General features: G+C 62.9%; 21 protein-coding genes. 8 read left to right on the top strand and 13 right to left on the bottom strand.

Annotated elements, in window-relative coordinates; genetic code table 11:
• Positions 1-36: 36 nt before the first annotated feature.
• From AYX22_RS08225 to dxr, 5 genes are all read right to left on the bottom strand, one after another.
• Positions 37-915 carry a DUF4081 domain-containing GNAT family N-acetyltransferase gene (locus tag AYX22_RS08225; protein ID WP_207597519.1) on the bottom strand — a complete coding sequence of 293 codons (879 nt, stop codon included), beginning with the start codon at positions 913-915 and terminating at the stop codon, positions 37-39.
• Positions 878-2,044: a flavodoxin-dependent (E)-4-hydroxy-3-methylbut-2-enyl-diphosphate synthase gene (ispG, locus tag AYX22_RS08220; protein WP_024820317.1), complete on the bottom strand. Its 1,167-nt coding sequence runs from the start codon at positions 2,042-2,044 to the stop codon at positions 878-880. The genes AYX22_RS08225 and ispG overlap by 38 nt, the downstream gene beginning before the upstream one ends.
• A gap of 47 nt (positions 2,045-2,091) precedes the next feature.
• Complete coding sequence (locus tag AYX22_RS08215; RefSeq protein ID WP_207596995.1) at positions 2,092-2,385, bottom strand: YciI family protein; 294 nt, start codon at positions 2,383-2,385, stop codon at positions 2,092-2,094.
• Between the two features lie 63 nt (positions 2,386-2,448).
• The gene (locus AYX22_RS08210) at positions 2,449-3,780 is read right to left on the bottom strand and encodes a site-2 protease family protein (protein WP_207596994.1); all 1,332 of its coding nucleotides are present in this window, start codon (positions 3,778-3,780) and stop codon (positions 2,449-2,451) included.
• Between the two features lie 32 nt (positions 3,781-3,812).
• On the bottom strand, positions 3,813-4,997 hold the full coding sequence (dxr, locus tag AYX22_RS08205; protein WP_207596993.1) for a 1-deoxy-D-xylulose-5-phosphate reductoisomerase: 1,185 nt from the start codon (positions 4,995-4,997) through the stop codon (positions 3,813-3,815).
• Between the two features lie 105 nt (positions 4,998-5,102).
• Between dxr and AYX22_RS08200 the strand changes: the two genes are divergently transcribed.
• The gene (locus tag AYX22_RS08200) at positions 5,103-6,563 is read left to right on the top strand and encodes a lipase maturation factor family protein (protein ID WP_207596992.1); all 1,461 of its coding nucleotides are present in this window, start codon (positions 5,103-5,105) and stop codon (positions 6,561-6,563) included.
• On the opposite strand, the gene AYX22_RS08195 is transcribed toward AYX22_RS08200, so the two are convergent.
• A complete protein-coding gene (locus tag AYX22_RS08195; RefSeq protein WP_207596991.1) occupies positions 6,534-7,601 on the bottom strand; it encodes a LacI family DNA-binding transcriptional regulator in 1,068 nt (355 codons plus the stop codon). The genes AYX22_RS08200 and AYX22_RS08195 overlap by 30 nt on opposite strands.
• 282 nt (positions 7,602-7,883) lie before the next feature.
• Between AYX22_RS08195 and AYX22_RS08190 the strand changes: the two genes are divergently transcribed.
• The 6 genes from AYX22_RS08190 to AYX22_RS08165 all read left to right on the top strand — a co-directional run bounded on the left by AYX22_RS08190 (position 7,884) and on the right by AYX22_RS08165 (position 14,119).
• Positions 7,884-9,203, top strand: coding sequence for an extracellular solute-binding protein (locus AYX22_RS08190; RefSeq protein WP_207596990.1), 1,320 nt, complete (start codon positions 7,884-7,886; stop codon positions 9,201-9,203).
• A 112-nt stretch (positions 9,204-9,315) separates the two neighbouring features.
• On the top strand, positions 9,316-10,134 hold the full coding sequence (locus AYX22_RS08185) for a sugar ABC transporter permease (RefSeq protein ID WP_242703621.1): 819 nt from the start codon (positions 9,316-9,318) through the stop codon (positions 10,132-10,134).
• A complete protein-coding gene (locus AYX22_RS08180) occupies positions 10,134-11,033 on the top strand; it encodes a carbohydrate ABC transporter permease (RefSeq protein WP_207596988.1) in 900 nt (299 codons plus the stop codon). Before AYX22_RS08185 ends, AYX22_RS08180 begins: the two co-directional genes overlap by 1 nt.
• Before the next feature lie 30 nt (positions 11,034-11,063).
• A complete protein-coding gene (locus AYX22_RS08175) occupies positions 11,064-12,284 on the top strand; it encodes a Gfo/Idh/MocA family oxidoreductase (RefSeq protein ID WP_207596987.1) in 1,221 nt (406 codons plus the stop codon).
• Positions 12,285-12,293: 9 nt separating this feature from the next.
• On the top strand, positions 12,294-12,995 hold the full coding sequence (locus tag AYX22_RS08170; RefSeq protein ID WP_207596986.1) for a ThuA domain-containing protein: 702 nt from the start codon (positions 12,294-12,296) through the stop codon (positions 12,993-12,995).
• Complete coding sequence (locus AYX22_RS08165) at positions 12,980-14,119, top strand: Gfo/Idh/MocA family oxidoreductase (protein WP_207596985.1); 1,140 nt, start codon at positions 12,980-12,982, stop codon at positions 14,117-14,119. Before AYX22_RS08170 ends, AYX22_RS08165 begins: the two co-directional genes overlap by 16 nt.
• A gap of 79 nt (positions 14,120-14,198) precedes the next feature.
• Here the strand turns inward: AYX22_RS08165 and AYX22_RS08160 are convergent, their stop codons facing one another.
• The 7 genes from AYX22_RS08160 to AYX22_RS08130 form a co-directional block, all read right to left on the bottom strand.
• The gene (locus AYX22_RS08160) at positions 14,199-15,068 is read right to left on the bottom strand and encodes a CoA ester lyase (protein WP_207596984.1); all 870 of its coding nucleotides are present in this window, start codon (positions 15,066-15,068) and stop codon (positions 14,199-14,201) included.
• Between the two features lie 112 nt (positions 15,069-15,180).
• On the bottom strand, positions 15,181-15,666 hold the full coding sequence (locus AYX22_RS08155; protein WP_207596983.1) for a MaoC family dehydratase: 486 nt from the start codon (positions 15,664-15,666) through the stop codon (positions 15,181-15,183).
• The gene (locus AYX22_RS08150) at positions 15,663-16,415 is read right to left on the bottom strand and encodes a CoA transferase subunit B (protein ID WP_242703566.1); all 753 of its coding nucleotides are present in this window, start codon (positions 16,413-16,415) and stop codon (positions 15,663-15,665) included. Before AYX22_RS08150 ends, AYX22_RS08155 begins: the two co-directional genes overlap by 4 nt.
• The gene (locus tag AYX22_RS08145) at positions 16,412-17,230 is read right to left on the bottom strand and encodes a CoA transferase subunit A (protein WP_207596982.1); all 819 of its coding nucleotides are present in this window, start codon (positions 17,228-17,230) and stop codon (positions 16,412-16,414) included. Before AYX22_RS08145 ends, AYX22_RS08150 begins: the two co-directional genes overlap by 4 nt.
• Before the next feature lie 20 nt (positions 17,231-17,250).
• Positions 17,251-18,414 (bottom strand): acyl-CoA dehydrogenase family protein, encoded by a 1,164-nt coding sequence (locus tag AYX22_RS08140; RefSeq protein WP_207596981.1) that lies wholly within the window; start codon positions 18,412-18,414, stop codon positions 17,251-17,253.
• Complete coding sequence (locus AYX22_RS08135) at positions 18,411-20,585, bottom strand: biotin carboxylase N-terminal domain-containing protein (RefSeq protein WP_207596980.1); 2,175 nt, start codon at positions 20,583-20,585, stop codon at positions 18,411-18,413. Before AYX22_RS08135 ends, AYX22_RS08140 begins: the two co-directional genes overlap by 4 nt.
• A gap of 2 nt (positions 20,586-20,587) precedes the next feature.
• Complete coding sequence (locus AYX22_RS08130; RefSeq protein ID WP_207596979.1) at positions 20,588-22,198, bottom strand: carboxyl transferase domain-containing protein; 1,611 nt, start codon at positions 22,196-22,198, stop codon at positions 20,588-20,590.
• A gap of 140 nt (positions 22,199-22,338) precedes the next feature.
• Between AYX22_RS08130 and AYX22_RS08125 the strand changes: the two genes are divergently transcribed.
• Positions 22,339-22,971 carry a TetR/AcrR family transcriptional regulator gene (locus AYX22_RS08125; RefSeq protein ID WP_207596978.1) on the top strand — a complete coding sequence of 211 codons (633 nt, stop codon included), beginning with the start codon at positions 22,339-22,341 and terminating at the stop codon, positions 22,969-22,971.
• Positions 22,972-23,010 lie beyond the last annotated feature (39 nt).

Raw genomic sequence — 23,010 nt, 5'->3', positions numbered from 1 at the left:
CCAACCGGGACAAGACTACAAGTTCCCGGACGGAGGCTAAAAAAGCACCGTGGCGAACGTGCCCACTTGCTCGAAGCCTACCCGTTCGTAGGTGGCGCGGGCCTTGGCGTTGTAGTCGTTGACGTACAGGCTGGTCACCGGGGCAAAGGTCTTTGAGAGATTCACGACGGCGGCCATGTAGCCGGCGCTCTGGCCGCGTCCCCGGAGTTCCGGATTCATCCATACACCCTGGACCTGGGTCACATCCGCCGTGACGGCACCGAGTTCAGCTTTGAAGACCACCGTGCCTCCGGCGTCAATGTGGACCAGGGAATGTCCCTGCCGGATCAGGCCGGCTACCCGCCTGCTGTAGAACTCCTGGCCTCCGAGGAAGGGAGAATAGCCAACTTCTTCCTCGAACATGGCCGCGCAGGCCGGAAGGATGCGGTCAAAATCCTCCATGGCGCCAAAGGTCAGGGCAGGATTGGCACCGATGGCAGGTCCACCGGAGATGGTCAGGAGGGGCTGGCGGGACCGGATCTCGTGGGCGGCGTGGCCCAGTTGTTCAAAACGCGAGTAGAGGGCCAGCACGGTGTCGGCGGGGCCAAAAATTGAAGCGTAACGGCGTCCGGTTTGGTGTGCCGCCGTTGCTGCATAGCCTGCCAATGCAGGATCAAGTTGCACAGGAACGAGGTTGGCCCCGGCCCAGCAGGCACCCAGGAGCGTTTGATCGTGGAACACTCCAAAAATACTGGCACCACCGCTGGTGGGCGCAGCCGTCCCCGTGCTGTCCAAGTGGGACAGGATGAAGACATTGGCCACCACGTCTTCGCTGGCCAGCGCGCGCAGAGCCAGGGTGTCGGCTTTGCCGAGCACCCTGACTCCCAAGCCGTTCTCGTTACGAGACGCTAACCACGGGGCTACCCTTGACAGCATCTTCGCCATCGGCCTCCCCCATCTCTTCGGCGATGCGCATGGCCTCTTCGATCAGTGTCTCAACAATTTCGCTCTCAGGCACAGTCTTGATGACTTCGCCCTTCACGAAAATCTGGCCCTTGCCGTTTCCGGAGGCCACGCCGAGGTCTGCTTCACGGGCCTCACCGGGTCCGTTGACGACGCAGCCCATGACGGCGACACGCAGGGGAATCTCCATGCCTTCCAGCCCGGCCGTTACCTGCTCCGCCAGCGTGTAAACATCAACCTGCGCACGGCCACAGGACGGGCAGGAGACGATTTCCAGCTTGCGGGGGCGCAGGTTCAGGGATTGCAGGATCTGGTTGCCCACCTTGATTTCCTCCACCGGCGGAGCCGAAAGGGAAACACGAATGGTGTCACCGATGCCGCGGGACAGAAGCGCACCGAACGCCGTTGCCGACTTGATGGTGCCCTGGAATGCCGGCCCGGCCTCGGTCACACCGAGGTGCAAGGGCCAGTCGCCCTGCTCAGCCAGCATTTCGTATGCGGCCACCATGATCACGGGGTCGTTGTGCTTGACGGAGATCTTGAAGTCGTGGAAGCCGTGTTCCTCGAACAGGGACGCTTCCCACACGGCGGACTCCACCAGGGCTTCGGGTGTCGCCTTGCCGTACTTCTTCATGATGCCCGGCTCCAGGGAACCGGCATTGACGCCGATCCGGATGGACGTGCCGTGGTCCCGGGCCGCTGCCGCGATTTCCTTGACCTGGTCATCGAACTTACGGATGTTGCCCGGGTTCACACGAACAGCCGCGCATCCGGCCTCAATGGCCGCGAAAACGTACTTGGGCTGGAAGTGGATATCGGCGATCACGGGGATCTGGGACTTGCGGGCGATGATGGGAAGCGCTTCGGCGTCGTCCGCCGAAGGACACGCAACACGCACGATGTCGCAGCCGGACGCCGTGAGTTCGGCAATCTGCTGAAGAGTGGCGTTGATATCCGTGGTGGGCGTCGTGGTCATGGACTGAACGCTGATGGGCGAATCAGAACCAACACCAACGGACCCAACCTTGATCTGCCGTGTCTTACGGCGCGGGGCAAGTACGGGGGGTGGGGCTGCTGGCATTCCCAGGCTGACCGAGGTCACGTGGACTCCTTGGATTGGGGTGGATCGTTGTGGTGGAGAACGCCCGGCTAGGACGCGTGGGCCGCCAGGACCCCGATGATGGGGGCCCATTCGGTGGTGCGGATGCCGGCAATCACGCCTGCTTCGGCAAAGGGATCCTGCTTGAGGAGGTCGTTGAGCCCGGTTTCATCTGCGGACTTGAAGATCAGGAGGGCACCGGCGCCGTCACCGTACGGGCCGCTGGCAAGGAGCTTGCCTTCCTCGGCCAGTTCGCCCAGCCAGGCACGGTGTGCGGGGCGGGCTTCGTCGCGGAGGGCACCGGAGTCGGCGACGTATACGTACTCAACAGCGAAAACAGTCATGGTGCTAGCCTATCCCGCCTGCTCCGCCGGAAATATTCATGTTCTGCCGAAAATGTTCATGGCTCAGCCGAAGATGTTGACGGGCTTCACGATGTCCGCATAGATCAGCAGGGCGCCCATGGCCATCAGCAGCGCAGCCACCACATAGGTCAGCGGCAACAGTTTCGCAATGTCGAACGAACCCGGATCCGGTTTGCCCCTCAACCTGGCCACTTGACGCCGTGCGCCCTCGTACAAAGCCCCTGCCACATGGCCGCCATCGAGGGGAAGCAAGGGGATGAGGTTGAAGATGGCCAACGCGAAGTTCAGCCCTGCAAGCAGCCCCACCAGGGTTCCGATGCGGGCCTGCATGGGAACCTGTTCCATGGCCGCGACTTCGCCGGCCACGCGGCCAACGCCCACTACGCTGATGGGACCGTTCGGATCCCGGGGTTCCTCGCTGAAGGCTGCTTTCGCCACCCCGGCTACCCTGGCCGGCAGGTTGAAGATCACACCGGAAATTTGTTTGATGTTCTCCCCCGCCATGGGGAGAACGGCCGACGCCGGTTGGGGAACCAAGGCGCTTTGGGCGCCGATCCCGAGGAAGCCGACCTCCTGGTACTGCAGAACACCGTTGGCGTCCTGCGCCTGGCGCCCATCGGAGCCCACCACGGGACGGGACGAGAGCACAGGGGTCACGGTGGTCTCCACAGGAGAACCGTTGCGCTGCACGGTGATGGCCACATCCTTGCCTGCCGAGGCACGGATCCAGCCGGTCAGTTCGTCCCAACTCGTGACGGTCTTTCCGTCAAAGGACGTGATGGTGTCGTTCGGCTGGAGCCCCGCAGCTGCTGCCGGTGTGGGCTTGCAGTCCGCTGAATCCGGATCCACGGTTTCGCCCGCGGCGACCTGGCATTTGGAAACGTCTGCGATGGTGGTGGTCGCCTGCGCCGTGCCGAAGCCCATGACCAGGACGGCCAACAGGATCAACCCGATGATCATGTTCATGGCAGGGCCACCGAGCATGACAATGATCTTTTTCCACACGGGCAATTTGTAGAAGACGCGGTTTTCGTCCCCCGGCCCTACTTCTTCGTGCGCCATGGAGCGCGCTTCTGTGGCCAGCGTTTGAAACATCCCGGTGCTGGAAGGGCGGACAGCGCCGTCCACCTTATTGGGTGGGTACATGCCGATCATGGAGACGTATCCGCCCAGTGGAAGGGCTTTGAATCCGTACTCCGTCTCGCCCTTCTTCCTGGACCAGAGGGTGGGGCCAAAGCCGATCATGTACTTGGTGACGCGGACTTTGAAGAGCTTCGCCGGCACCAGGTGGCCTACCTCGTGAAGCGCGATGGAAACGGCGACGCCGATGGCGACGAAGACGACTCCGAGAATGAAGAGAAGGACGGGACTCATGCCGGTGGGACTGCTTCCATAAGGGTTCTGAGCTACAGGGCGCTGCTGGCTAAACGATCAAGGGTGCGGGCGCGTGCCCACTTCTCAGCATCCAGCACGGACTCCACCGTTAGCTCGGAGGAGCCTGAATGTTCACTGAGGACGGACTCCACGGTATCCACGATGTCCGTGAAGCGGATGCGCCCGGCGTGGAAGGCCTGGACGGCTTCCTCATTGGCGGCGTTGAACACCGCCGGGAAGGTGCTGCCTTGTTTGGCGGCGTCTTTGGCCAGGTCCACGGCGGGGAATGCCACGGTGTCCAAGGGCTCGAACGTCCAACTGGTGGCCTTGGTCCAGTCGCAGGGCTTGGCAGCACGCGGGACGCGGTCCGGCCATCCCAGCCCCAGCGCGATAGGCAGGCGCATGTCCGGGGGTGACGCCTGGGCAATGATGGACCCGTCCACAAACTGGACCATGGAGTGAACCACCGACTGAGGGTGGACCACCACCTCGATCCTGTCCAGGGGAACATCGAACAACAAGTGTGCCTCAATGACTTCCAGGCCCTTGTTGACCAGGCTGGCGGAGTTGGTGGTGACCATCAGGCCCATGTCCCAGGTGGGGTGGGCCAGCGCTTCCTGCGGCGTAACCCCGTGAAGCTGATCGCGTGTGCGCCCGCGGAAGGGACCGCCGGATGCGGTCAGGATCAACTTCTCCACTTCCTGCTCGGTCCCGGACCGCAAACACTGGGCAATGGCGGAGTGCTCAGAGTCAACGGGCACTATCTGCCCCGGCCGGGCCGCGGCCTTGACCAGGGCACCACCCACGATCAGTGATTCCTTATTGGCCAGTGCCAGCGTTGCGCCGGTGCTGAGCGCGGCCAAGGTAGGTGCCAAGCCAATGGAACCGGTGATGCCATTGAGGACGACGTCACACTCGATGGCTGCGATCCGGGTGGAGGCATCCGGGCCGACGAAGATCTCCGGCGCACAATGGGGCACCCCCGCAGCCGAGGCCGCCGCGTCAATCAGTTGCCGCAAAACCGCGGGATCTCCCTGGGCTATGCCCACAGCCTGCGCTTGGGTGTGGACCGCCTGCCGGGCGATGAGTTCCAGGTTCCCTCCACCTGCGCTGAGCGCCACCACCTCAAAACGGTGCGGGGCAGCATCGACGACGTCAATCGCTTGTGTGCCGATGGAACCGGTGGACCCGAGGATGACGATCTTGCGCGGCTGCATTCTCCAAGTATCCCAGCCAGTAACGCGAGCGGCGAACGGAGCAGGGACGATACTGGGAAAACCTGCATCGCTTGACCATCCACAGCCCGCGCGTACGGTGGAAAGGTGGAGTGGCTGTCCTGGTTTGATGCGCGGGACTATGAGTTCGCCCGGCAAGTGTTGCAGCGCGGCACGGCTGCGCTGTATCTGGTTGCCTTTCTTTCCACCATGAACCAGTTCCCTGCACTCCTCGGCGAGCGCGGGCTGCTGCCGGTACCGGCGTTCCTGGACATGGCCCGCAGACTGGCCAGGCCCACCCTCTTCCGCTGGTATTACTCCGATGCGCTCCTGGGGTGGGTGTGCTGGACGGGGATCGGCGTCGCTGCCTTGCTCGTGATCGGTCTCCCCCAAACGGGCCCTCCATGGCTGCCCATGCTGGCATTTCTGATCCTGTGGTTCCTCTACATGTCGATCGTCAATGTCGGCCAGACGTTCTACGGCTTCGGCTGGGAGATCCTGCTTCTCGAGGCCGGGTTTACCGTGGCCTTCCTCGGCTCGGACCAGACTCCCCCGCCCACCACCATCCTGATCCTCATTGTGTGGCTGGTTTTCCGGCTTGAGTTCGGGGCGGGCATGATCAAGATCCGGGGCGGCCGCGAGTGGCGCGACATGACGGCCATGTTCTACCACCATGAGACACAGCCCATGCCGGGCCCGCTCAGCAGGCAAGCCCATCTCCTGCCGCGTCCGCTGCATAAAGTGGAAGTGGCGGGCAACCATTTCGCACAGCTGGTGGTGCCGTTTTTCCTCTTCGCGCCACAGCCCCTGGCCGGCATTGCGGCAGGCATCATCATCGCGACCCAGCTATGGCTGGTAGGCACCGGGAATTTTGCCTGGTTGAACTGGGCGGCGATCATCCTTGCCTTCGCGGCCGTCAGCGACCCCCTCGCCCACGCGGTCTTTCCGTTCATCCCGCTGGACTGGCACCCTGGCGCCGATACCCCGGTGTGGTGGCTCGCCGTCGTCGTGCTCGTGACTGTGGTGTTGCTGGCGTTGAGCTACCAGCCGCTCCTGAACCTCTTCTCCAGCCGGCAGCTGATGAATGCCAGCTTCAACCGTTGGCGTCTGGTCAACGCCTATGGGGCGTTCGGGACCGTCACCAAGCAGCGGATCGAGATCGTGGTTGAAGGCACACTGGCCGAGGAGCCGGACGCCGCCGATGAGCACTGGCGTGAGTACGGCTTCAAGGGCAAGCCCGGCGAGGTGCGGCGGCTCCCGCGGCAGTGGGCGCCGTACCATCTACGCCTGGATTGGCTGATGTGGTTCCTGCCGCTGCGGACTGTCCACGAAGACTGGTTCTACGCCTTCCTGGACAAGCTGTTGGAGGCAGACAAGCCCACGTTGGGGCTGCTTCGCCATGACCCGTTCGACGGCGAACGCCCCCGTTGGGTGCGCGCACGCAGCTATCTGTACCGGTTCGCCAGCCGTGCGGAGTTCCGTGAGACCGGCGAACGCTGGGTACGGGTCTGGCTGTATGACGCCATTGGACCGGTGGGGCTAAACCCGCGACGCCGCTTTCTTTCGTGAGGCCAGGTCCACGGGGGGTGCCGTTGATTCCCGGACCACCAGGTGGGTTGCGAGTTCCACGCGCCGGGAGTCGATGTCTTCGCCCTGCATCTGGCGCAGGATGAAGTTCAACGCCGATCGCCCGATCTCCTGAAGCGGCTGGCTCACGGAAGTGAGGGGCGGCGTGGATTCTTCAGCTTGGTAGGTACCGTCGAACCCCACCAGGCTGATTTCCTCGGGAATCCGCACGTCCTGCCTACGTGCCTCGGCCAGCACCCCCATGGCGATGCTGTCGCTGCCGGCGAAGACTGCCGTGGGCGGATCCTCCAGCGCCAACAGGGACTTGAAGGCTGCGGCCCCGGTCTCGGGGCGGAACGGGCCTGCCGATACGTATTCGTGTTCCACCGTTATGCCTGCGGCCATGAGCGCGGCCATGTAACCGTGCAGCCTGGCCTGGCTGCATTCGGCGGTGGCTGGGCCGCCGATGTACGCGATCCGCCGGTGCCCCAGCTCCAGGAGGTGTGTCGCGGCGGCTTTGCCACCGGCCCAGTTGCTGGCGCCCACACTGAACAGGTCGGCCGGCGGCGGGTTGAGGGGGTCGATCACCACAATGGGAATTTGACGCCTTTGGAAGGCCTCCAAGTGGGCTGCGCCAAAGGCTGAGGTCACCACGATCATCCCGCTGCGGCCTTCATCGACCATGCGTTGGGCCCGTTCTTCCGGCCCCAGCGGAGGCGCCGCCTGGAGACCGGTCACGGACAGGATCACTTCCATGTCGGAGACGTTTGCCTGCTCCATGATCCCCTTGAGGACTTCCATGTTGTAGGCCGAATTGAGGGAATCAAAAACCGCTTCGACAGTCCGCTGCACCGGATTGCTTTTGCGCTGGAGGGGAGATTTATAGCCTGTGCGCTGCAGTGCCGCCAGCACGCGGGCCCGGGTTGCCTGGGCCACATCCCCGCGACCGTTGACCACCTTGGAGACAGTAGGCACAGAGACTCCCACCTCCTGCGCGACGGCAGAGAGGGTCAGCTTGGAGGGTCGATCGTCGGGGCTCACAGTTTTCGCTTTCGAAAAGTTTCGGTTGCAGACAGTGTGCATCGTCGTCGGCCCGCCCGTCAATATGGCTCGCGTGCCTCCAATATCTCTTGGAAATTGACCCTTGACGGTGACGTGGCTCACGGCTAAGTTAGGTGGGCACTTCCGAAAGGACCTTCGAAACATTTCGAAAAAGCTTTCAGGGTACTGGTGATCACAGGTGATCCCTCCCCCGCAGAGTGCGGCTTTGTACGAGCAGCCGGGCCATCAGCGTCGAGCCCGTAGGACGAATGGAAACAGCACATGAATAATCTGAAGTTGCGCACCGCCGGAATGGCGGTCTCGGCAGCCGTCTTGTCGATCTCGCTCGCAGCCTGCGGCTCCTCGGGCCCTGCCGGAACCGGAGTCTCCGCGGATTCGGCCACCATGTGGGGGCTCACCGGCGGTGACCAGCCGGTGTTCCAAGCCTCCGTGGACTCCTGGAACAAAACACACCCCGATTCCTCCATCAAGCTCGACTTCTTCGCCAACGATGCCTACAAGACCAAGGTGCGCACGGCCGTCGGCGCCGGACAGGGTCCCACGTTGGTCTATGGCTGGGGAGGCGGTGTCCTGAAGTCCTACGTTGACGCCGGACAGGTGGACGACCTCACGGGATTCCTCAAGGAAAACCCGGAAGTCCAGAACCGCTACCTTCCCTCCATCCTGGAAAGCGGCGTGGTCGACGGCAAGACCTACGCCCTCCCCAACAACAAAGTGCAGCCCGTAGTTCTGTACTACAACAAGGAAGTCTTCGACAAGATCGGCGCGGAGGCACCCAAGACCTGGGACGAACTCATGGCCCTGGTCCCCAAGTTCAAGGCCGCAGGCGTGGCACCCTTCTCCTTGGGTGGGCAGTCCAAATGGCCGGACCTCATGTGGCTCGAATACCTGGTAGACCGCATCGGCGGCCCCGAAGTCTTCGCCAAGATCGCGTCCAACACGCCGAATGCCTGGTCCGACCCAGCTGTCATTGAGGCATTGACCAAGATCCAGGAACTGGTGGACGCCGGCGGCTTCATCAACGGCTTCTCCTCCATTGCCGCGGACAGCAACGCCGACCAGGCCCTGCTCTACACCGGCAAGGCCGCCATGATCCTGCAGGGCAGCTGGATCTACCAAGGCATGAAAAAGGACGCAGCGGACTTCGTCACCAGCGGCAAGCTCGGATACGCCCCCTTCCCCACCGTAGAGGGCGGCAAGGGCGACCCGGCCAACGTCGTGGGCAACCCCACCAACTTCTGGTCAGTCTCCTCCAAAGCCACCGAAGAACAGAAGAAAACGGCCCTTGAGTACGTCAAGGACGGAATGTTCACCGATGAGAACGTCCAAAGCCTCATCGACTCAGGAGCCGTACCCGTGGTCACCGGTATTGAAGACAAGCTGGCGGCATCCCCTGACAAGGACTTCCTGAGCTACGTGTATGGAATGGCCAAGGATGCACCGGACTTCACCCTGTCCTGGGACCAGGCACTCAGCCCCGCGCAAGGCGATGCCATGCTGGCCAACCTGGACCAGATCTTCCTGAAGAAGATCACCCCGGAACAGTTCGCTTCCACCATGAACGCAACGATCGGAAAGTAGCCCGGTGTCGTCCACTACTGCGCACCGCCGGACCGCCCGGGCACAGCTGTCCCGACCGACCCTCGAGAAGGGTCCGTCGGGGTGGCTGGCCGCCCCGGCGCTCGCGTTCTTCATGCTGTTCGCCATCCTCCCGCTCCTGGGAGTCCTGTTCCTGAGCTTCACCCGCTGGGATGGCCTGGGCGAGATCAAGCTCGACGGCCTGTCCAGCTGGAACACCGTCCTGGCAGATCCCGTGACGGGCAACGCCTTGCTCGTCACCGCCAAGATCATGTTCTTCTCCTTCATTGTCCAGGCACCCATCAGTCTCTTGTTAGGCGTCTTCACCGCAGCAAACCAGAAGTACCGTGCCGCGTTGGCCGTCCTGTACTTCGTTCCGCTGTTGCTCTCCTCGGCCGCTGTGGCCATTGCCTTCAAGGCCCTGCTGGACCCGAACTTCGGCCTCGGCCCCGGCTTGGGTTTGCCGTTCCTGGCGCAGGACTGGCTGGGCAACTCGGATCTGGTCCTGTTCGTGGTGGTCTTCGTCATCGCGTGGCAGTTCGTTCCGTTCCACACCCTGATCTACCAAGGCGGCGTCCGACAGATCCCCGCCTCCCTCTATGAAGCCGCGCAGATCGACGGCGCCGGCCGCGTACAGCAGTTCCTCAACATCACGCTCCCCCAGCTGAAGTACACCATCATCACCTCCTCCACCCTCATGGTGGTGGGATCCCTGGCGTACTTCGACCTGGTGTTCGTGCTGACCGCGGGCGGCCCCGGCTATTCAACCAGGCTGTTGCCGCTGCACATGTACCTCACTGGCTTCAAAGCGAACGACATGGGCGCAGCGAGCGCGCTGGGAGTGATCCTGGTGGTCATCGGACTGGCCCTGGCACTGTTCCTTCAACGACTCGGCGGCAAGAACCGCAACGCCAGCCAATTGGAAGGTGCGTAATGGCTTCCACCACACAACTCCCCACAGCACCGGCAACGCTGCCCGAACCGGCGGCCGACCGCCGTCGTCCGCAGAAAATGGGCCGCTCGCGGCCCAACTTCCTCGGAGGACTGGGGGGCTGGCTCTGGCTCGCGGTCATTATTGTGCCTGTGTACTACGTAGTGATCACCAGCTTGAAGAACCAAGCAGGCTTCTTCACCTCCAATCCGCTGATGCCCCCGGCGGAACCAACGCTGGATAACTACAAGCTGGTCGTGGAGAACGAGTTCGCCAAGTACTTCACCAACAGCCTGATCGTAACGGTGGGCAGCGTGGTTCCAGCCCTCTTTGTCTCCTTCATGGCGGCGTACGCCATTGTGCGCGGCAAGGGGAAGTTCCTGAGTTGGACCAACAACGTGTTCCTCCTGGGCCTGGCCATTCCCCTGCATGCCACGATCATCCCGATCTACTGGATGATCACCAAAGCCCACATGTACGACACTTTGCTGGCACTCATCCTGCCCTCGATTGCCTTTGCCATCCCCATTTCCGTGCTGATTCTCTCCAACTTCATGAGGGACGTGCCCAACGAACTTTTTGAGTCGATGCGGCTGGACGGCTGCTCCGACTGGGCCATGATGTGGCGCCTGGCATTGCCGATGACCAAGCCCGCTGTCATCACGGTTGGCATCTACAACGCACTGCATGTATGGAACGGATTCCTGTTCCCGCTGATCTTGACCCAAAGCCCGGACACCCGCGTTCTGCCGTTATCGCTCTGGACGTTCCAAGGTGAGTTCAGCGTCAACATTCCTGCGGTGCTCGCCTCGGTTGTCCTGGCTACGCTCCCACTGCTGGTGATTTACGTCGTTGCACGGCGCCAATTGCTCAGTGGCCTGACCGCCGGCTTCAGCAAATAACTGGCTGCTGCCAGGAGAAAGGGACCACACATGACACAGCCACAGCCCTTGCGGGTAGGCATGGTGGGCTACTCATTCATGGGAGCCGCCCACTCCCACGCCTGGCGGACCGCGCCGCGCTTCTTCGACTTGCCGCTGAGACCTGAATTGGCTGCCGTGGCCGGCCGCAACGAAGCCGGTGTCCGGGCAGCAGCCAGCAAATTTGGTTGGGACTCAACCGAAACTGACTGGCGTCGCCTGATAGAGCGCGAAGACATCGACCTCATCGATATCTGCACGCCTGGCAATACCCACGCGGAGATCGCCATCGCCGCTCTTGAAGCGGGAAAGCATGTCCTCTGCGAGAAGCCGTTGGCCAATTCAGTGGAGGAAGCGGAGAAGATGACGGCAGTGGCCCAGGCGGCAGTCGGACGTGGGGTTCTCTCCACGTGCGGCTTCAGCTACCGCCGCACGCCTGCCCTGGCGCTGGCCAAGCGGATGGTGGACGATGGCCGGCTGGGCAGCATCCGCCACGTCCGCGCACAGTATCTGCAGGACTGGCTCAGCGACGCAGACGCGCCGCTGACCTGGCGGATGGACAAGTCCAAATCCGGCTCCGGATCACTGGGCGACATCGGGGCGCACAGCATTGACGCCGCGCAATGGATCACCGGCCTGAACATCAGCGGCGTCTCGGCCTTGCTGGAGACATTCGTCAAGGAACGCCCGGTGGGCGGAGACTTTGTGGGGCTTGGTGGCCACGGCGGCGCAGATGGTCCTCGAGGACCGGTAACGGTGGACGACGCGGCGCTGTTCACCGCCCGCTTCGAGGCCACCCACGACGACGGCGCTGACGCCAGCTCACGCTTCAACGGCAGCTCCGGCCCCATCGGCATCTTCGAGGCTACCCGGTTTGCCTTGGGCCGCAAGAACGCCATGCGCCTGGAGCTGAACGGCACCAAGGGGTCTCTGGCCTTCGATTTCGAGGACATGAACTCGCTCCAGTTCTACGATGCCGCCTTGGAACCTGACGCGGGCTTCCGAAAAATCATGGTCACCGAGCCTTCCCACCCTTATGTGGGCAACTGGTGGCCCACCGGCCATGGACTGGGGTACGAGCACGGCTTCACGCATCAGGTGGTGGACCTCGTGACCGCCATCGGCGCAGGCGAGCAGCCGTCGCCGTCGTTCGCTGACGCTTTGCAGGTGCAAAAGGTTCTGGCCGCCGTCGAGGCGAGCGCGGACAACTCAAGCCGCTGGCAGAAAGTCTGAAAGGAAAACATGACACGCGAAAACAAGACAGCGTTGGTGGTTCGAGGCGGTTGGGACGGCCACCAACCGGTGGAGGCCACCGAACTGTTCATCCCCTTCCTCAAGGACAATGGCTACGACGTCCGGGTGGAAGAATCCCCGAAGATCTATGCCGACTCCGAGTACATGGCGGGCGTGGACCTCATAGTGCAATGCATGACCATGACGACCATCGAGAAGCACGAATTCGAGGGTCTTCGCGCGGCAGTCGAAAACGGCACGGGCCTTGCCGGCTGGCACGGGGGCATCGCGGATTCCTACCGCAACAACTCGGACTACCTGCACCTGATTGGCGGCCAGTTTGCCTGCCACCCCGGCAAGCACGCGGACCAGCGGATCGGCGAGCAGTCGGATAACTACGTCCCTTACACCGTGAACATGTTGCCCGCTGCGGCCGATCACCCCATCACGCAGGGTATCAGCGACTTCGACCTCGTCACGGAGCAGTACTGGGTCCTGTCCGACGACTACATTGACGTTCTGGCCACCACCACGCAAAAGGTGCGGGAATGGGATCCGTGGAACCGTGAGGTCACCTCGCCTGCCATCTGGACCCGTCAGTGGGGTGAGGGCAGGATCTTCGTCTGCACTCCCGGCCACCGCGTGGAAATCCTCCAGGACAGCAACGTCCGTACCATCATTGAAAGGGGCATGCTGTGGGCGTCCCGGTAGACCTTGCCAAGGAGTTGGGCACCGAGGGTCCGCTCAACGTTGGAGTCATTGGCTGTGGCGCCATCATCGCCCAGTACCTGACCAACTTCCGCCGGCTCGATTCCATCAACCTCGTGGCCGTAGCAGACCTGGACCCGGCCAGGGCGGAGGCCGTCGCCGACTCCTACGAGGGCGTCCGGGCACTGACCGTCGACGGACTCCTCGCCGCCGATGACGTGGATCTGGTCCTGAACCTGACCATCCCTGCGGCCCATGCAGACATCGCACTCAGAGCCATCGCCGCCGGCAAATCCGTTTACGGCGAAAAGCCACTGGCTGCCACCACGGCGGAGGCCCGGGACGTCCTGGCCGCTGCTGCGGCGGCCGGAGTTATTGTGGGCTGTGCCCCTGACACTGTGCTGGGCACGGGAATCCAGACCGCCCGCAAGGCAATCGACGACGGCCTGATCGGAGCGCCCGTTTCCGCCACGGCCACCATGGCTACCCCCGGGCACGAGCGCTGGCATCCCAACCCCGACTTCTATTACCAGCCCGGGGGTGGTCCCCTGCTGGACATGGGACCGTACTACGTCTCGGCCTTGGTCACACTGTTGGGTCCCGTGGTGTCGGTGGTGGGGGCTGCCAGCCATACCCGGAACGAACGCACCATCGGTTCGGGCCCACGGCAGGGTCAGACGGTGCCGGTGGACATTGACTCGCATGTCACCGGCGTCCTGGTCCATGCATCCGGTGCTCTGTCCACCCTGTTCATGAGCTTCGACGCTGTCAAGACCAAGAGCCCCAACATCGAGATCCACGGGGAAAAGGGGTCGCTGATCGTCCCGGACCCCAACCACTTCGACGGCGATGTACAGCTTTTCGCGCTGGGTGCCGAGGACTGGGAAACGCTCCCCGTTTCGGCCGGCTACGTGGACTCGGGCCGTGGCTTCGGAATCGCCGACCTCGCAGCGACCCCTGCGGGCCAGGAACCACGCGCGGGCGGGCAACTGGCCTTCCACGCGCTGGAGGTCATGGAATCGGTGCTTGAATCCGCCAAAAACGGGAAGGCGGTATCCATCAAGAGCCAGGCGGCACGGCCCGCCGCTGTTGCACTGACAGCCCTGTCGACGGCGGTACGCGTCTAGCGCACTTACCGCCCGCCGGGACAACAGTTAATGCCCGTGTCGAATGCCGAACGTGGGCATTCGACATGGGCATTAACTGTCATCCCGCGGGGCGCCCGGCCCTGCGGAGTGTCGCTTGGGCATGCTTGAGGATGGGCCCGTCGATCATCTTGCCCTTGAACTGGAACACCCCCGTACCTGCCGCTTCCGCTGCGTCCAGGAGCTCGGTGGCTTCGGCCACCACTTCCGCGGAGGGAGCATAGGCCTCACGCACTACGGCCACCTGGTTGGGGTGGATGCAGGCCTTGGCGCCGAAACCGCTGGCTACGGCGTCGTGGGATTCTGCCAACAACCCTTCAAGATCCGGGATGTTCACGTAGACGGAGTCGATGGCTTCCTTGCCGGCAGCTTTTGCGGCAAGCAGGACCGCGGACCGTGAGTGCAGCGCGACAGCCCGGTACCCGCCGTCGTCGTTCCGGCTGGAGAGCCCGCCCAGGGAAGCCAACAGATCCTCAGCACCCCACATCAGTCCCACGGCGTTCGGCTCGGCCGCAATGGAGGAGGCATTGACGATGCCCGCCGCTGTCTCGCAGAGCGCAATGACCTGGTAGCCGGCCAGGGCTTTGAGTTGCCCGGCGCTTTCCGCCTTGGCCAGCATGACCGTCCGGTAGGGCGTCTTCGCCAGGGTCTGGAGATCGAGCTCGAACTCAGGCGTTCCCACAGGGTTAACCCGGACAATAGTGCTGCCCGGATCCAGCTGGCCGTCACCCAACTGCTCAAGAATCGCCTCGCGGGCCCGGGGTTTGTCCGTCGGAGCCACCGCATCTTCGAGGTCCAGGATCACGGCATCGGACCGCTCGGCAGCCTTCCTGAAACGCTCCGGCCGGTCGGCTGGACAGAACAGGAGTGCCGGCCCCATGGTGAACGGCAGAACCGCTGCTGAGGGAGACGGGGAGTCGGGAGAGGGCATGCGGATTCCTAGCTTGTAGTTCTGGCAAGGGACTGGAGCGGTTCCAAGGCGCTGTGTTTCAAAACTGCGCCGTGTTTCAGGATTGCGCTGTGTTTCAGGATTGCGCTGTGTTTCAGGATTGCGTTGTGTGCGCTTCCTTCGTCCACATCAGGCATGTCCGGGTGGCCAGCGCCACCACCGCCCCATCCTGGTTACGGCCGGTGTGCTGCATGGTCACCACGCCTTGGCCGGGTCGGGAGGTCGACAACCTTTTTCCCGTGATCACCGTTTCCGTGTACAGGGTATCTCCGTGATACAGCGGGTGCGGAAAAGTGACATCGGTCAGCCCCAGCTGCGCGATGATGGTGCCCTGGGTCAGCTGGGCCACCGACTGCCCCACCATGGTGGATAAGGTGAACATGGAATTCATGAGCCGCTGCCCAAAGGGCTGGGTTGAGCTCCACGCCGCGTCCAAGTGCAGCGCCTGGGTATTCATGGTCATGGTGGTGAACAGGACATTGTCCGCTTCAGTGACGGTCCGCCCTGGCTTATGGGCGTAGACCACGCCCTCTTCGAGTTCGTCGAAGTACAGCCCCCGCTGCTCAACAACCCGGGTCATACGGTGAGCTCCTGGTCTTCCTCGAACAGGTCGGCTCCGGTTGCTGCGAGGACGTCCTCAAGAGTGACGTTGGGGGCCAGTTCGCGAAGGACCAGTCGCGGGTCCCCTTGGTCCTTGACGACGTCGATGACGGCCAGGTCGGTGATGATCCGGTCTACGCACCCTCTACCCGTCAAGGGCAGCGTGCAGTCCTGAACAATTTTCGGTCGGCCGCTGCGGTCCACGTGCTCCATCATGACGATGACCTTCTTGGCACCGAACACCAGGTCCATGGCGCCACCCATGCCCTTTACCATCTTGCCGGGAACCATCCAGTTGGCGAGGTCCCCGTTGGCAGCCACCTCCATGGCACCCAGCACAGCGACGTCCACGTGCCCGCCGCGGATCATGCCGAAGGACGCCGCCGAATCGAAGAACGCGGCCCCCGCATTCGTGGTGACCGTTTCCTTGCCCGCGTTGATGAGGTCCGGATCAATTTTGTCCTCGGCAGGGTAAGGACCGACGCCCAGGATCCCATTCTCGGAGTGAAGGATGACCTCCACACCATCTGGGATGTAATTGGGGATCAGGGTGGGCATCCCGATTCCCAGGTTCACATATTGGCCGTTGGTGAGCTCCTTGGCTACGCGGGCGGCCAGTTCGTTGCGGGTCCAGCCTTTGGCCTCGTGATGTTCGACGTCGGCGCGACGGTACTCGTGCCGGACGGCTTCCGGACGGGGTGGGATGTCGTGGAACGTGTTGTCGGTCATCGGTCCGTTCCTGTCTGGCTTGCGCCCGCCTGTCCCATGCCCGTTTGGTTTGGGCCCGCTCCGGGAGTCAGCGCCACGGTCCGCTTTTCTATCCGCTTCTCGCTGGAGGTCGCCAGCACCACCCGCTGGACGAAGATTCCCGGCGTATGAATATGCTCAGGGTCAAGCTCGCCAGGTTCCACCAGTTCCTCCACTTCGGCAATGGTGGTTTTTGCCGCCATGGCACAGAGCGGGTTGAAATTCATGGCCGTTGCATGGAACACCAGGTTGCCGTGCCGGTCACCCTTCCACGCATGGACCAAGCCGAAATCCGGCGTCAGGGACTCCTCCAGGACGTAGTCGGCGTCATTGAAGGTGCGGACCTCCTTAGGGGACGACGCCAGCGCAACGTTCCCTTCGGCGTCGTACTTTTGCGGAAGCCCACCCTCCGACACCTGGGTTCCCACGCCGGCCTTGGTGTAAAAGGCCGGGATGCCGGCGCCACCGGCGCGGAGCTTCTCCGCCAAAGTCCCCTGCGGGGTGAGGACTACTTCCAACTCCCCCGCCAGGTACTGCCGGGCAAATTCCTTGTTCTCCCCCACGTACGAGCTGATGGTGCGGCGGATGCGACCGTCCTTCAGGAGAATGCCCAGGCCCCAATCGTCCACGCCGCAGTTGTTGCTGACAGTCTCAAGACCAGTGGTGCCTTGGCTGTGCAGGGCCTCGATCAGGGAGACGGGAATACCGCAGAGGCCGAACCCTCCCACAGCCAGGGAGGCCCCGTCGGGGATGTCCTTCACCGCTTCCGCGGCGCTGGCAACAACCTTGTCAATCATCCTTGATCCTTCCCGTACGGTTACAGACCCAGCTCGCGTGCGATCAGCATCAACTGAACCTCGGTGGTGCCTTCGCCGATTTCAAGGATCTTGGAATCGCGGTAATGACGTGCCACCGTGAATTCGTTGATGAAACCATAGCCGCCGAACACCTGGGTGGCGTCCCGCGCGTTGTCCATGGCTGCCTCGCCTGCGACCATCTTAGCGATGGCCGCTTCGGTCTTGAACGGCTTCCCTGCCAGCATCCGGGAGGCGGCATCGTAGTAGGCAAGGCGGGCGGTGTGGGCCCTGGCCTGCATCCGGGCGATCTTGAACTGGATGGCCTGGTACTTACCGATGTTCTGTCCGAAGGCACTGCGTTCCTTGGCGTACTTCACGGACAGGTCCACACACCCCTGGGCTGCGCCGGTAGCCAGTGCTGCGATGGCGATACGGCCCTCGTCAAGGATGGAAAGGAAGTTGGCATAGCCCCGGCCGCGCTCGCCCAGAAGGTTGGCTTCAGGAACGTGGACATTGTCCAGCGTGAGCGGATGCGTATCGGAAGCGTTCCAGCCCACCTTGTTGTAGGGCTTTTCCGCCCTGAACCCGGGAGTGTCCGTTGGCACCAGGATGGTGGAGATCTCCTTCTTGGTGCTGCCATCCGAGTTTTGTTTCTGGCCCGTGACTGCCGTGACCGTCACCAAGGTGGTGATGTCCGTGCCGGAGTTGGTGATGAACTCCTTGTTGCCGTTGATAACCCACTCGCCGCTTTCCAGGTGGGCGTTGGTTTTGGTGCCGCCGGCATCCGACCCTGCTTCGCGCTCGGTCAAGCCGAACCCGGCCAAGGATCGTCCCGACGCCAACTGCGGCAGCCATTCTTCTTTCTGTGCATCCGTACCGAAGCGGTAGACCGGCATGGCGCCCAAGGAAACCCCGGCTTCCAGGGTGATGGCTACCGACTGGTCAACGCGGCCCAGCTGTTCCAGTGCCAGTGCCAGGGCGAAGTAGTCGCCGCCCATTCCGCCGAATTCCTCAGGGAAAGGCAGCCCGAACAAGCCCATCTCCCCCATCTGCTTTACAACCTCGTAGGGAAAGCTGTGCTCTTCGTCATGCTTGGCGGACACGGGTGCGACAACCTCGTCGGCGAACTCGCGGACGGAGTCGCTGAGGTCCTGGTACTCCTCATTGAGTTCAAAAGTGCTCATGGCTGGATTTCCTTGTCTGTGCTTGTGGTCTCTGCGTCCACATGAATGGTGGCGAGCACCTGGTCGGCCTTGACCAGGTCGCCGGGTTTGCTGGTGAGGTGGACGGTGCCAGCAACGGACGCCACCAGGTGATGCTCCATCTTCATGGCCTCGACGGCCAGGAGCACCTGGCCTTCTTCCACCGTCTCGCCATCGGCTACTGACACCGACACCACCGTTCCGGGCATCGGCGAGCGCACTTCGGGGTCCGCTGCCCCTTCATCGCGCTGGATCCCTGCAAGCATCCGCCGCAGGCGCTCGGCACGGTTCAGGACCTCGAGCCTGCAGGACCAGCCATCGTTGCCGAGGTAGATTTCGTGGACACGGCCCAGCCCGCTGACGCTGTCCTGCCCGCGGGGGTCCACGCCAACCGCGTAGGTGACAAGGCCGCCGTCGAACTCCAGAACAATCCCGTCCACGCAGCGGTCCGCTACCCGGACGTTGACCGGCTGCCCGCCGTCGATGCTTGCCGTCACGTTGCCGCCCACTTCGGTGACGGACACCGTGGCAACGCCGCCTCCGGGAATCCCCAACGTAGCGGTCCAGGCACCCCGGGCACCAACACGCCAGGAGTCCGGTGTTGCCCAGGCATCCCCCGCCGGCGTCGATCCCGTGCGCTCCAGCCACAGCGTGAGCGCGGCAGCAATCAGTTCGTCGGAACCGGCGTGCCGGAAGGACATCGACGGAAGTTTGCGCTCGATCAATCCGGTATCCAACTGCCCGGCGCGGACCTCGGAATCGTTGATCAGCAACCGCAGATACTCCACGTTGGTATCCACCCCAAGCAGCGTGTAACGGCCCAGGGCAGCGTCAAGGGTATCCAGCGCCGCCGTCCTGTCCCCACCCCATGCGATGACCTTGGCCAGCATGGGATCGTAGTCCCCCGTGATCTCCAGGTTGTCGCGCATGGCGGAATCAATCCGAACGTTTGCCTGCGCCGTTTGATGGCCCGAAACGGTTGCATCCGAGGGACCGTGCTCTGCGAGCGCCACGATCCGCCCCATCGATGGCATGAAGTTCCGCTCCGGCACCTCGGCGTAAACACGCGCCTCCACGGCGTGGCCTTGAAGAACGACGTCGGACTGCGCCACAGTGAGCACCTCACCGGCGGCGATCCTCACCTGCCATTCAACGAGGTCGATGCCGGTGACCATCTCAGTAACGGGATGCTCCACCTGCAGGCGGGTGTTCATCTCCATGAAAAAGAACTCATCGGGGTGCTCGTCGGACACCAGGAATTCGACAGTACCGGCACCGCTGTAGTTGACCGAACGTGCCGCGTTGCAGGCCGCCTCGCCAATGCGGGCCCGTTGCTCCACACCGTCGGGCAGTGACTCAAAAAGGGCCGACGGCGCTTCTTCGATGACCTTCTGGTGGCGTCGCTGGAGTGAGCACTCGCGCTCGCCGAGGTGGATCACATTTCCGTGGTTGTCTGCCAGCACCTGGACCTCGATGTGGCGGGGCGTGCTGATGAGCCGTTCCAGGAAGAGGGTGTCGTCGCCAAAAGCGGATGCTGCCACACGCCTCGCAGTGACGAGCGTGGATGCCATGTCCTCAGCCCGTTCCACCACATGCATGCCCTTGCCGCCACCACCCGCGGACGGTTTGATCAGCAGGGGGAAACCTACCGCCGCTGCAGCGTCGATCAGTTCCTGGTCGGTAAGACCTGGTTGCGCGATGCCGGGAACGCAGGGGACGCCGTAGGTCATCACGTGGTTCTTGGAACGGATTTTGTCGCCCATGACGTCAATGGCATTGATGCCCGGCCCAATGAACGTGATTCCTGCGGCATCCAGGGCCTTGGCGAACTCTACATTCTCCGACAAGAACCCGTAGCCCGGGTGGACCGCTTCAGCTCCGGTGCGGCGGCACGCGTCGATGATGGCGTCGATCTTCAAGTAGCTTTCGGCTGGTGCCGTGCCACCGATGGCGACGGCGGTATCGGCGAGGGCCACATGCCTGGCATCCTTGTCAGCGTCCGAGTACACGGCGACGGAGCGGATGCCCATCTCCCTCAGTGTCTGGATGACGCGGCAGGCGATCTCTCCGCGGTTGGCAACGAGGACGGCGCTGAAGGTTCGGGCAGCGACGGCCGGGGCGGGTGGGGCTGTGGTTGTTGTGGGCAGCGTCATGGTCACATCCTGAAGAGACCGAAGGAGGTCTCGGGCAGTTGTTGGCGGGAGACAACGTCCAGGGCCATCCCCAGGACGCGCCGAGTGTCAGCGGGGTCGATGATGCCGTCGTCCCACAGCCTTGCGGTGGAGTAATAGGGGCTTCCTTGTTCTTCGTATTGCTGCTTGATGGGGGCTTTGAAGGCTTCCTCATCCTCAGCAGACCATTCCTGGCCGGAGGCCTCGTACTGATCCCTTTTGACCGTTGCCAGGACGCTCGATGCTTGATTTCCGCCCATCACGGAGATCCTCGCGGCCGGCCACATCCAAAGGAACCGCGGCGAATACGCGCGGCCGCACATGGAATAGTTGCCCGCGCCGAAGGAACCACCGATGACCACCGTCAGCTTGGGTACCCGGGCTGTAGCCACTGCGGTGACCATTTTGGCGCCGTTCTTGGCGATGCCGCCTTGCTCGTAGTCCTTGCCCACCATGAAGCCGGAGAGGTTCTGCAGGAAGATCAGCGGGATGCCGCGCTGATCGCAGAGCTCGATGAAGTGGGCGCCTTTGAGCGAGGATTCGCTGAAGAGGACGCCGTTGTTGGCCACAATGCCGACGGGATGCCCGTGGAGGTGCGCAAATCCGGTCACCAGGGTGGTGCCGTAGTTCTTTTTGAACTCGTGGAATTCGGAAGCGTCCACGAGCCTCGCGATGACTTCGCGGACGTCGTACTGGGCGTTGACGTCCGTGGGAACCACACCGTATATCCCGGAAGGATCGACGACGGGCGGCAGGACGACGTCGGACATGTCCCATGCCGGCTGTGCCGGCTTCGGTAACGTGGCCACGATGTCCCGAACAATCTCCAGGGCGTGTTGGTCGTTCTCGGCCAGGTGGTCGGTGACCCCGGAGATCCTTGAATGGACGTCGCCGCCGCCTAGTTCCTCGGCCGTGACGATCTCGCCAATCGCTGCCTTAACCAGGGGCGGACCACCCAGGAAGATGGTGCCCTGGTTCCGGACAATAACGGTCTCATCGCTCATGGCGGGTACATAGGCGCCGCCGGCCGTGCAGGACCCCATGACCGATGCAATCTGCGGGATCTTGGCCGCGGACATCTTGGCCTGGTTATAGAAGATCCGGCCGAAGTGCTCCTTGTCGGGGAAGACCTCGTCCTGCTTGGGCAGGAAGGCTCCGCCGGAATCCACGAGGTAGATGCACGGGAGCTTGTTCTCCAACGCGATTTCCTGGGCACGCAGGTGCTTTTTCACCGTCATGGGATAGTAGGTGCCGCCCTTGACTGTGGCGTCGTTGGAGATCACCAGGACATGGCGTCCATGGACCAGTCCGATGCCGGCAATGACCCCGGCGCCCGGGGAATCGTCGTTGTACATGCCATTGGCAGCCAAGGGTGCAATCTCAAGGAACGGGCTGCCGTCATCCAGCAAGTAGTCGATGCGTTCGCGCGGGAGAAGTTTTCCCCGGGCGATGTGCCGCTCACGCGACGTGGCCGGACCGCCGAGGGCCGCCGTCGCCAAGCGGTCCTTCAGTTCTGCCACCAAGGCCAGTTGCGCCTCCTGGTTGGCTTCAAAGGTACCGCCGGCGGTTCCCATCAGGCTGGCAATTGTCTCCATTGACCCCTGTTCCATTCCCGGCCACAGGCCATTTCGGTTAGTGCCGCGTAACTGAAATTTAGGTTAGTCTTTATTAACTGTGATGTCCAGCACAGCCGATCCAGCGAGTATCGGGTCCGCTCTGGCGCCAAGGAGGAAAAGTGACCGGAGGTCCGGAAGCAAGCAACAACGGCACCCGTGCCGCCGCCACGCAACGTGGGCAGGCCAAGGAAGTCCGACGATTGGCGTTGTTGTCCGCTGCCGCGGGACTTTTTGCGGAGAACGGATTTACCCGCGTATCGCTTGAGGATCTCGGCGCCGCAGCGGGCGTCAGTGGACCCGCCGTCTACCGGCACTTTCCCGGCAAACAAGCGGTCCTCGGCGAACTACTCCTCAGCGTCAGCCGGGACTTGCTGGATGGTGGAACACGGGTGGTGTCAGAGTCGGACGATCCCCTGACCGCACTGAACGGCCTGATCCAGTTCCAGGTTGATTTCGCACTCAGCAATCCCGACGTCATCCGCGTCCAGGACCGCGACTTTGGAAGTCTCAGCGACGCCGACCAAGCGGAAGTCAGGTCCCTCCAGCGGAGTTACGTTGAAACGTGGGTGGACGTCCTTGCACGCATCCATACCGACGCCGATATCCCCGGCCTCCGCGTCCGGGCGCACGCAGCCTTTGGCTTGATCAACTCCACACCCCACTCGGTGCGCCACCACGGCAGGAAAATTGCCGCCAAGTCAGCCAGGCCCATCCTGGAACAGATGGCGTTGGCTGCTCTCACCTCGGCATAACTGTCTTGTTTTCTTGGGCGGCTCGGACCGTCCTCAATT

The organism is Arthrobacter sp. D5-1, assembly GCF_017357425.1.
Lineage (GTDB): Bacteria > Actinomycetota > Actinomycetes > Actinomycetales > Micrococcaceae > Arthrobacter.
This window is presented reverse-complemented; position numbering and strand designations above follow the sequence as displayed.

Excerpts from the sequence above, each read along its gene's own strand:
- AYX22_RS08225 (WP_207597519.1), bottom strand. The coding sequence starts at position 915 with ATGCTGTCAAGGGTAGCCCCGTGGTTAGCGTCTCGTAACGAGAACGGC.
- AYX22_RS08215 (WP_207596995.1), bottom strand. The coding sequence starts at position 2,385 with ATGACTGTTTTCGCTGTTGAGTACGTATACGTCGCCGACTCCGGTGCC.
- AYX22_RS08210 (WP_207596994.1), bottom strand. The coding sequence starts at position 3,780 with ATGAGTCCCGTCCTTCTCTTCATTCTCGGAGTCGTCTTCGTCGCCATC.
- dxr (WP_207596993.1), bottom strand. The coding sequence starts at position 4,997 with ATGCAGCCGCGCAAGATCGTCATCCTCGGGTCCACCGGTTCCATCGGC.
- AYX22_RS08190 (WP_207596990.1), top strand. The coding sequence starts at position 7,884 with ATGAATAATCTGAAGTTGCGCACCGCCGGAATGGCGGTCTCGGCAGCC.
- AYX22_RS08185 (WP_242703621.1), top strand. The coding sequence starts at position 9,316 with ATGCTGTTCGCCATCCTCCCGCTCCTGGGAGTCCTGTTCCTGAGCTTC.
- AYX22_RS08180 (WP_207596988.1), top strand. The coding sequence starts at position 10,134 with ATGGCTTCCACCACACAACTCCCCACAGCACCGGCAACGCTGCCCGAA.
- AYX22_RS08175 (WP_207596987.1), top strand. The coding sequence starts at position 11,064 with ATGACACAGCCACAGCCCTTGCGGGTAGGCATGGTGGGCTACTCATTC.
- AYX22_RS08170 (WP_207596986.1), top strand. The coding sequence starts at position 12,294 with ATGACACGCGAAAACAAGACAGCGTTGGTGGTTCGAGGCGGTTGGGAC.
- AYX22_RS08160 (WP_207596984.1), bottom strand. The coding sequence starts at position 15,068 with ATGCCCTCTCCCGACTCCCCGTCTCCCTCAGCAGCGGTTCTGCCGTTC.
- AYX22_RS08155 (WP_207596983.1), bottom strand. The coding sequence starts at position 15,666 with ATGACCCGGGTTGTTGAGCAGCGGGGGCTGTACTTCGACGAACTCGAA.
- AYX22_RS08150 (WP_242703566.1), bottom strand. The coding sequence starts at position 16,415 with ATGACCGACAACACGTTCCACGACATCCCACCCCGTCCGGAAGCCGTC.
- AYX22_RS08145 (WP_207596982.1), bottom strand. The coding sequence starts at position 17,230 with ATGATTGACAAGGTTGTTGCCAGCGCCGCGGAAGCGGTGAAGGACATC.
- AYX22_RS08140 (WP_207596981.1), bottom strand. The coding sequence starts at position 18,414 with ATGAGCACTTTTGAACTCAATGAGGAGTACCAGGACCTCAGCGACTCC.
- AYX22_RS08135 (WP_207596980.1), bottom strand. The coding sequence starts at position 20,585 with ATGACGCTGCCCACAACAACCACAGCCCCACCCGCCCCGGCCGTCGCT.
- AYX22_RS08130 (WP_207596979.1), bottom strand. The coding sequence starts at position 22,198 with ATGGAGACAATTGCCAGCCTGATGGGAACCGCCGGCGGTACCTTTGAA.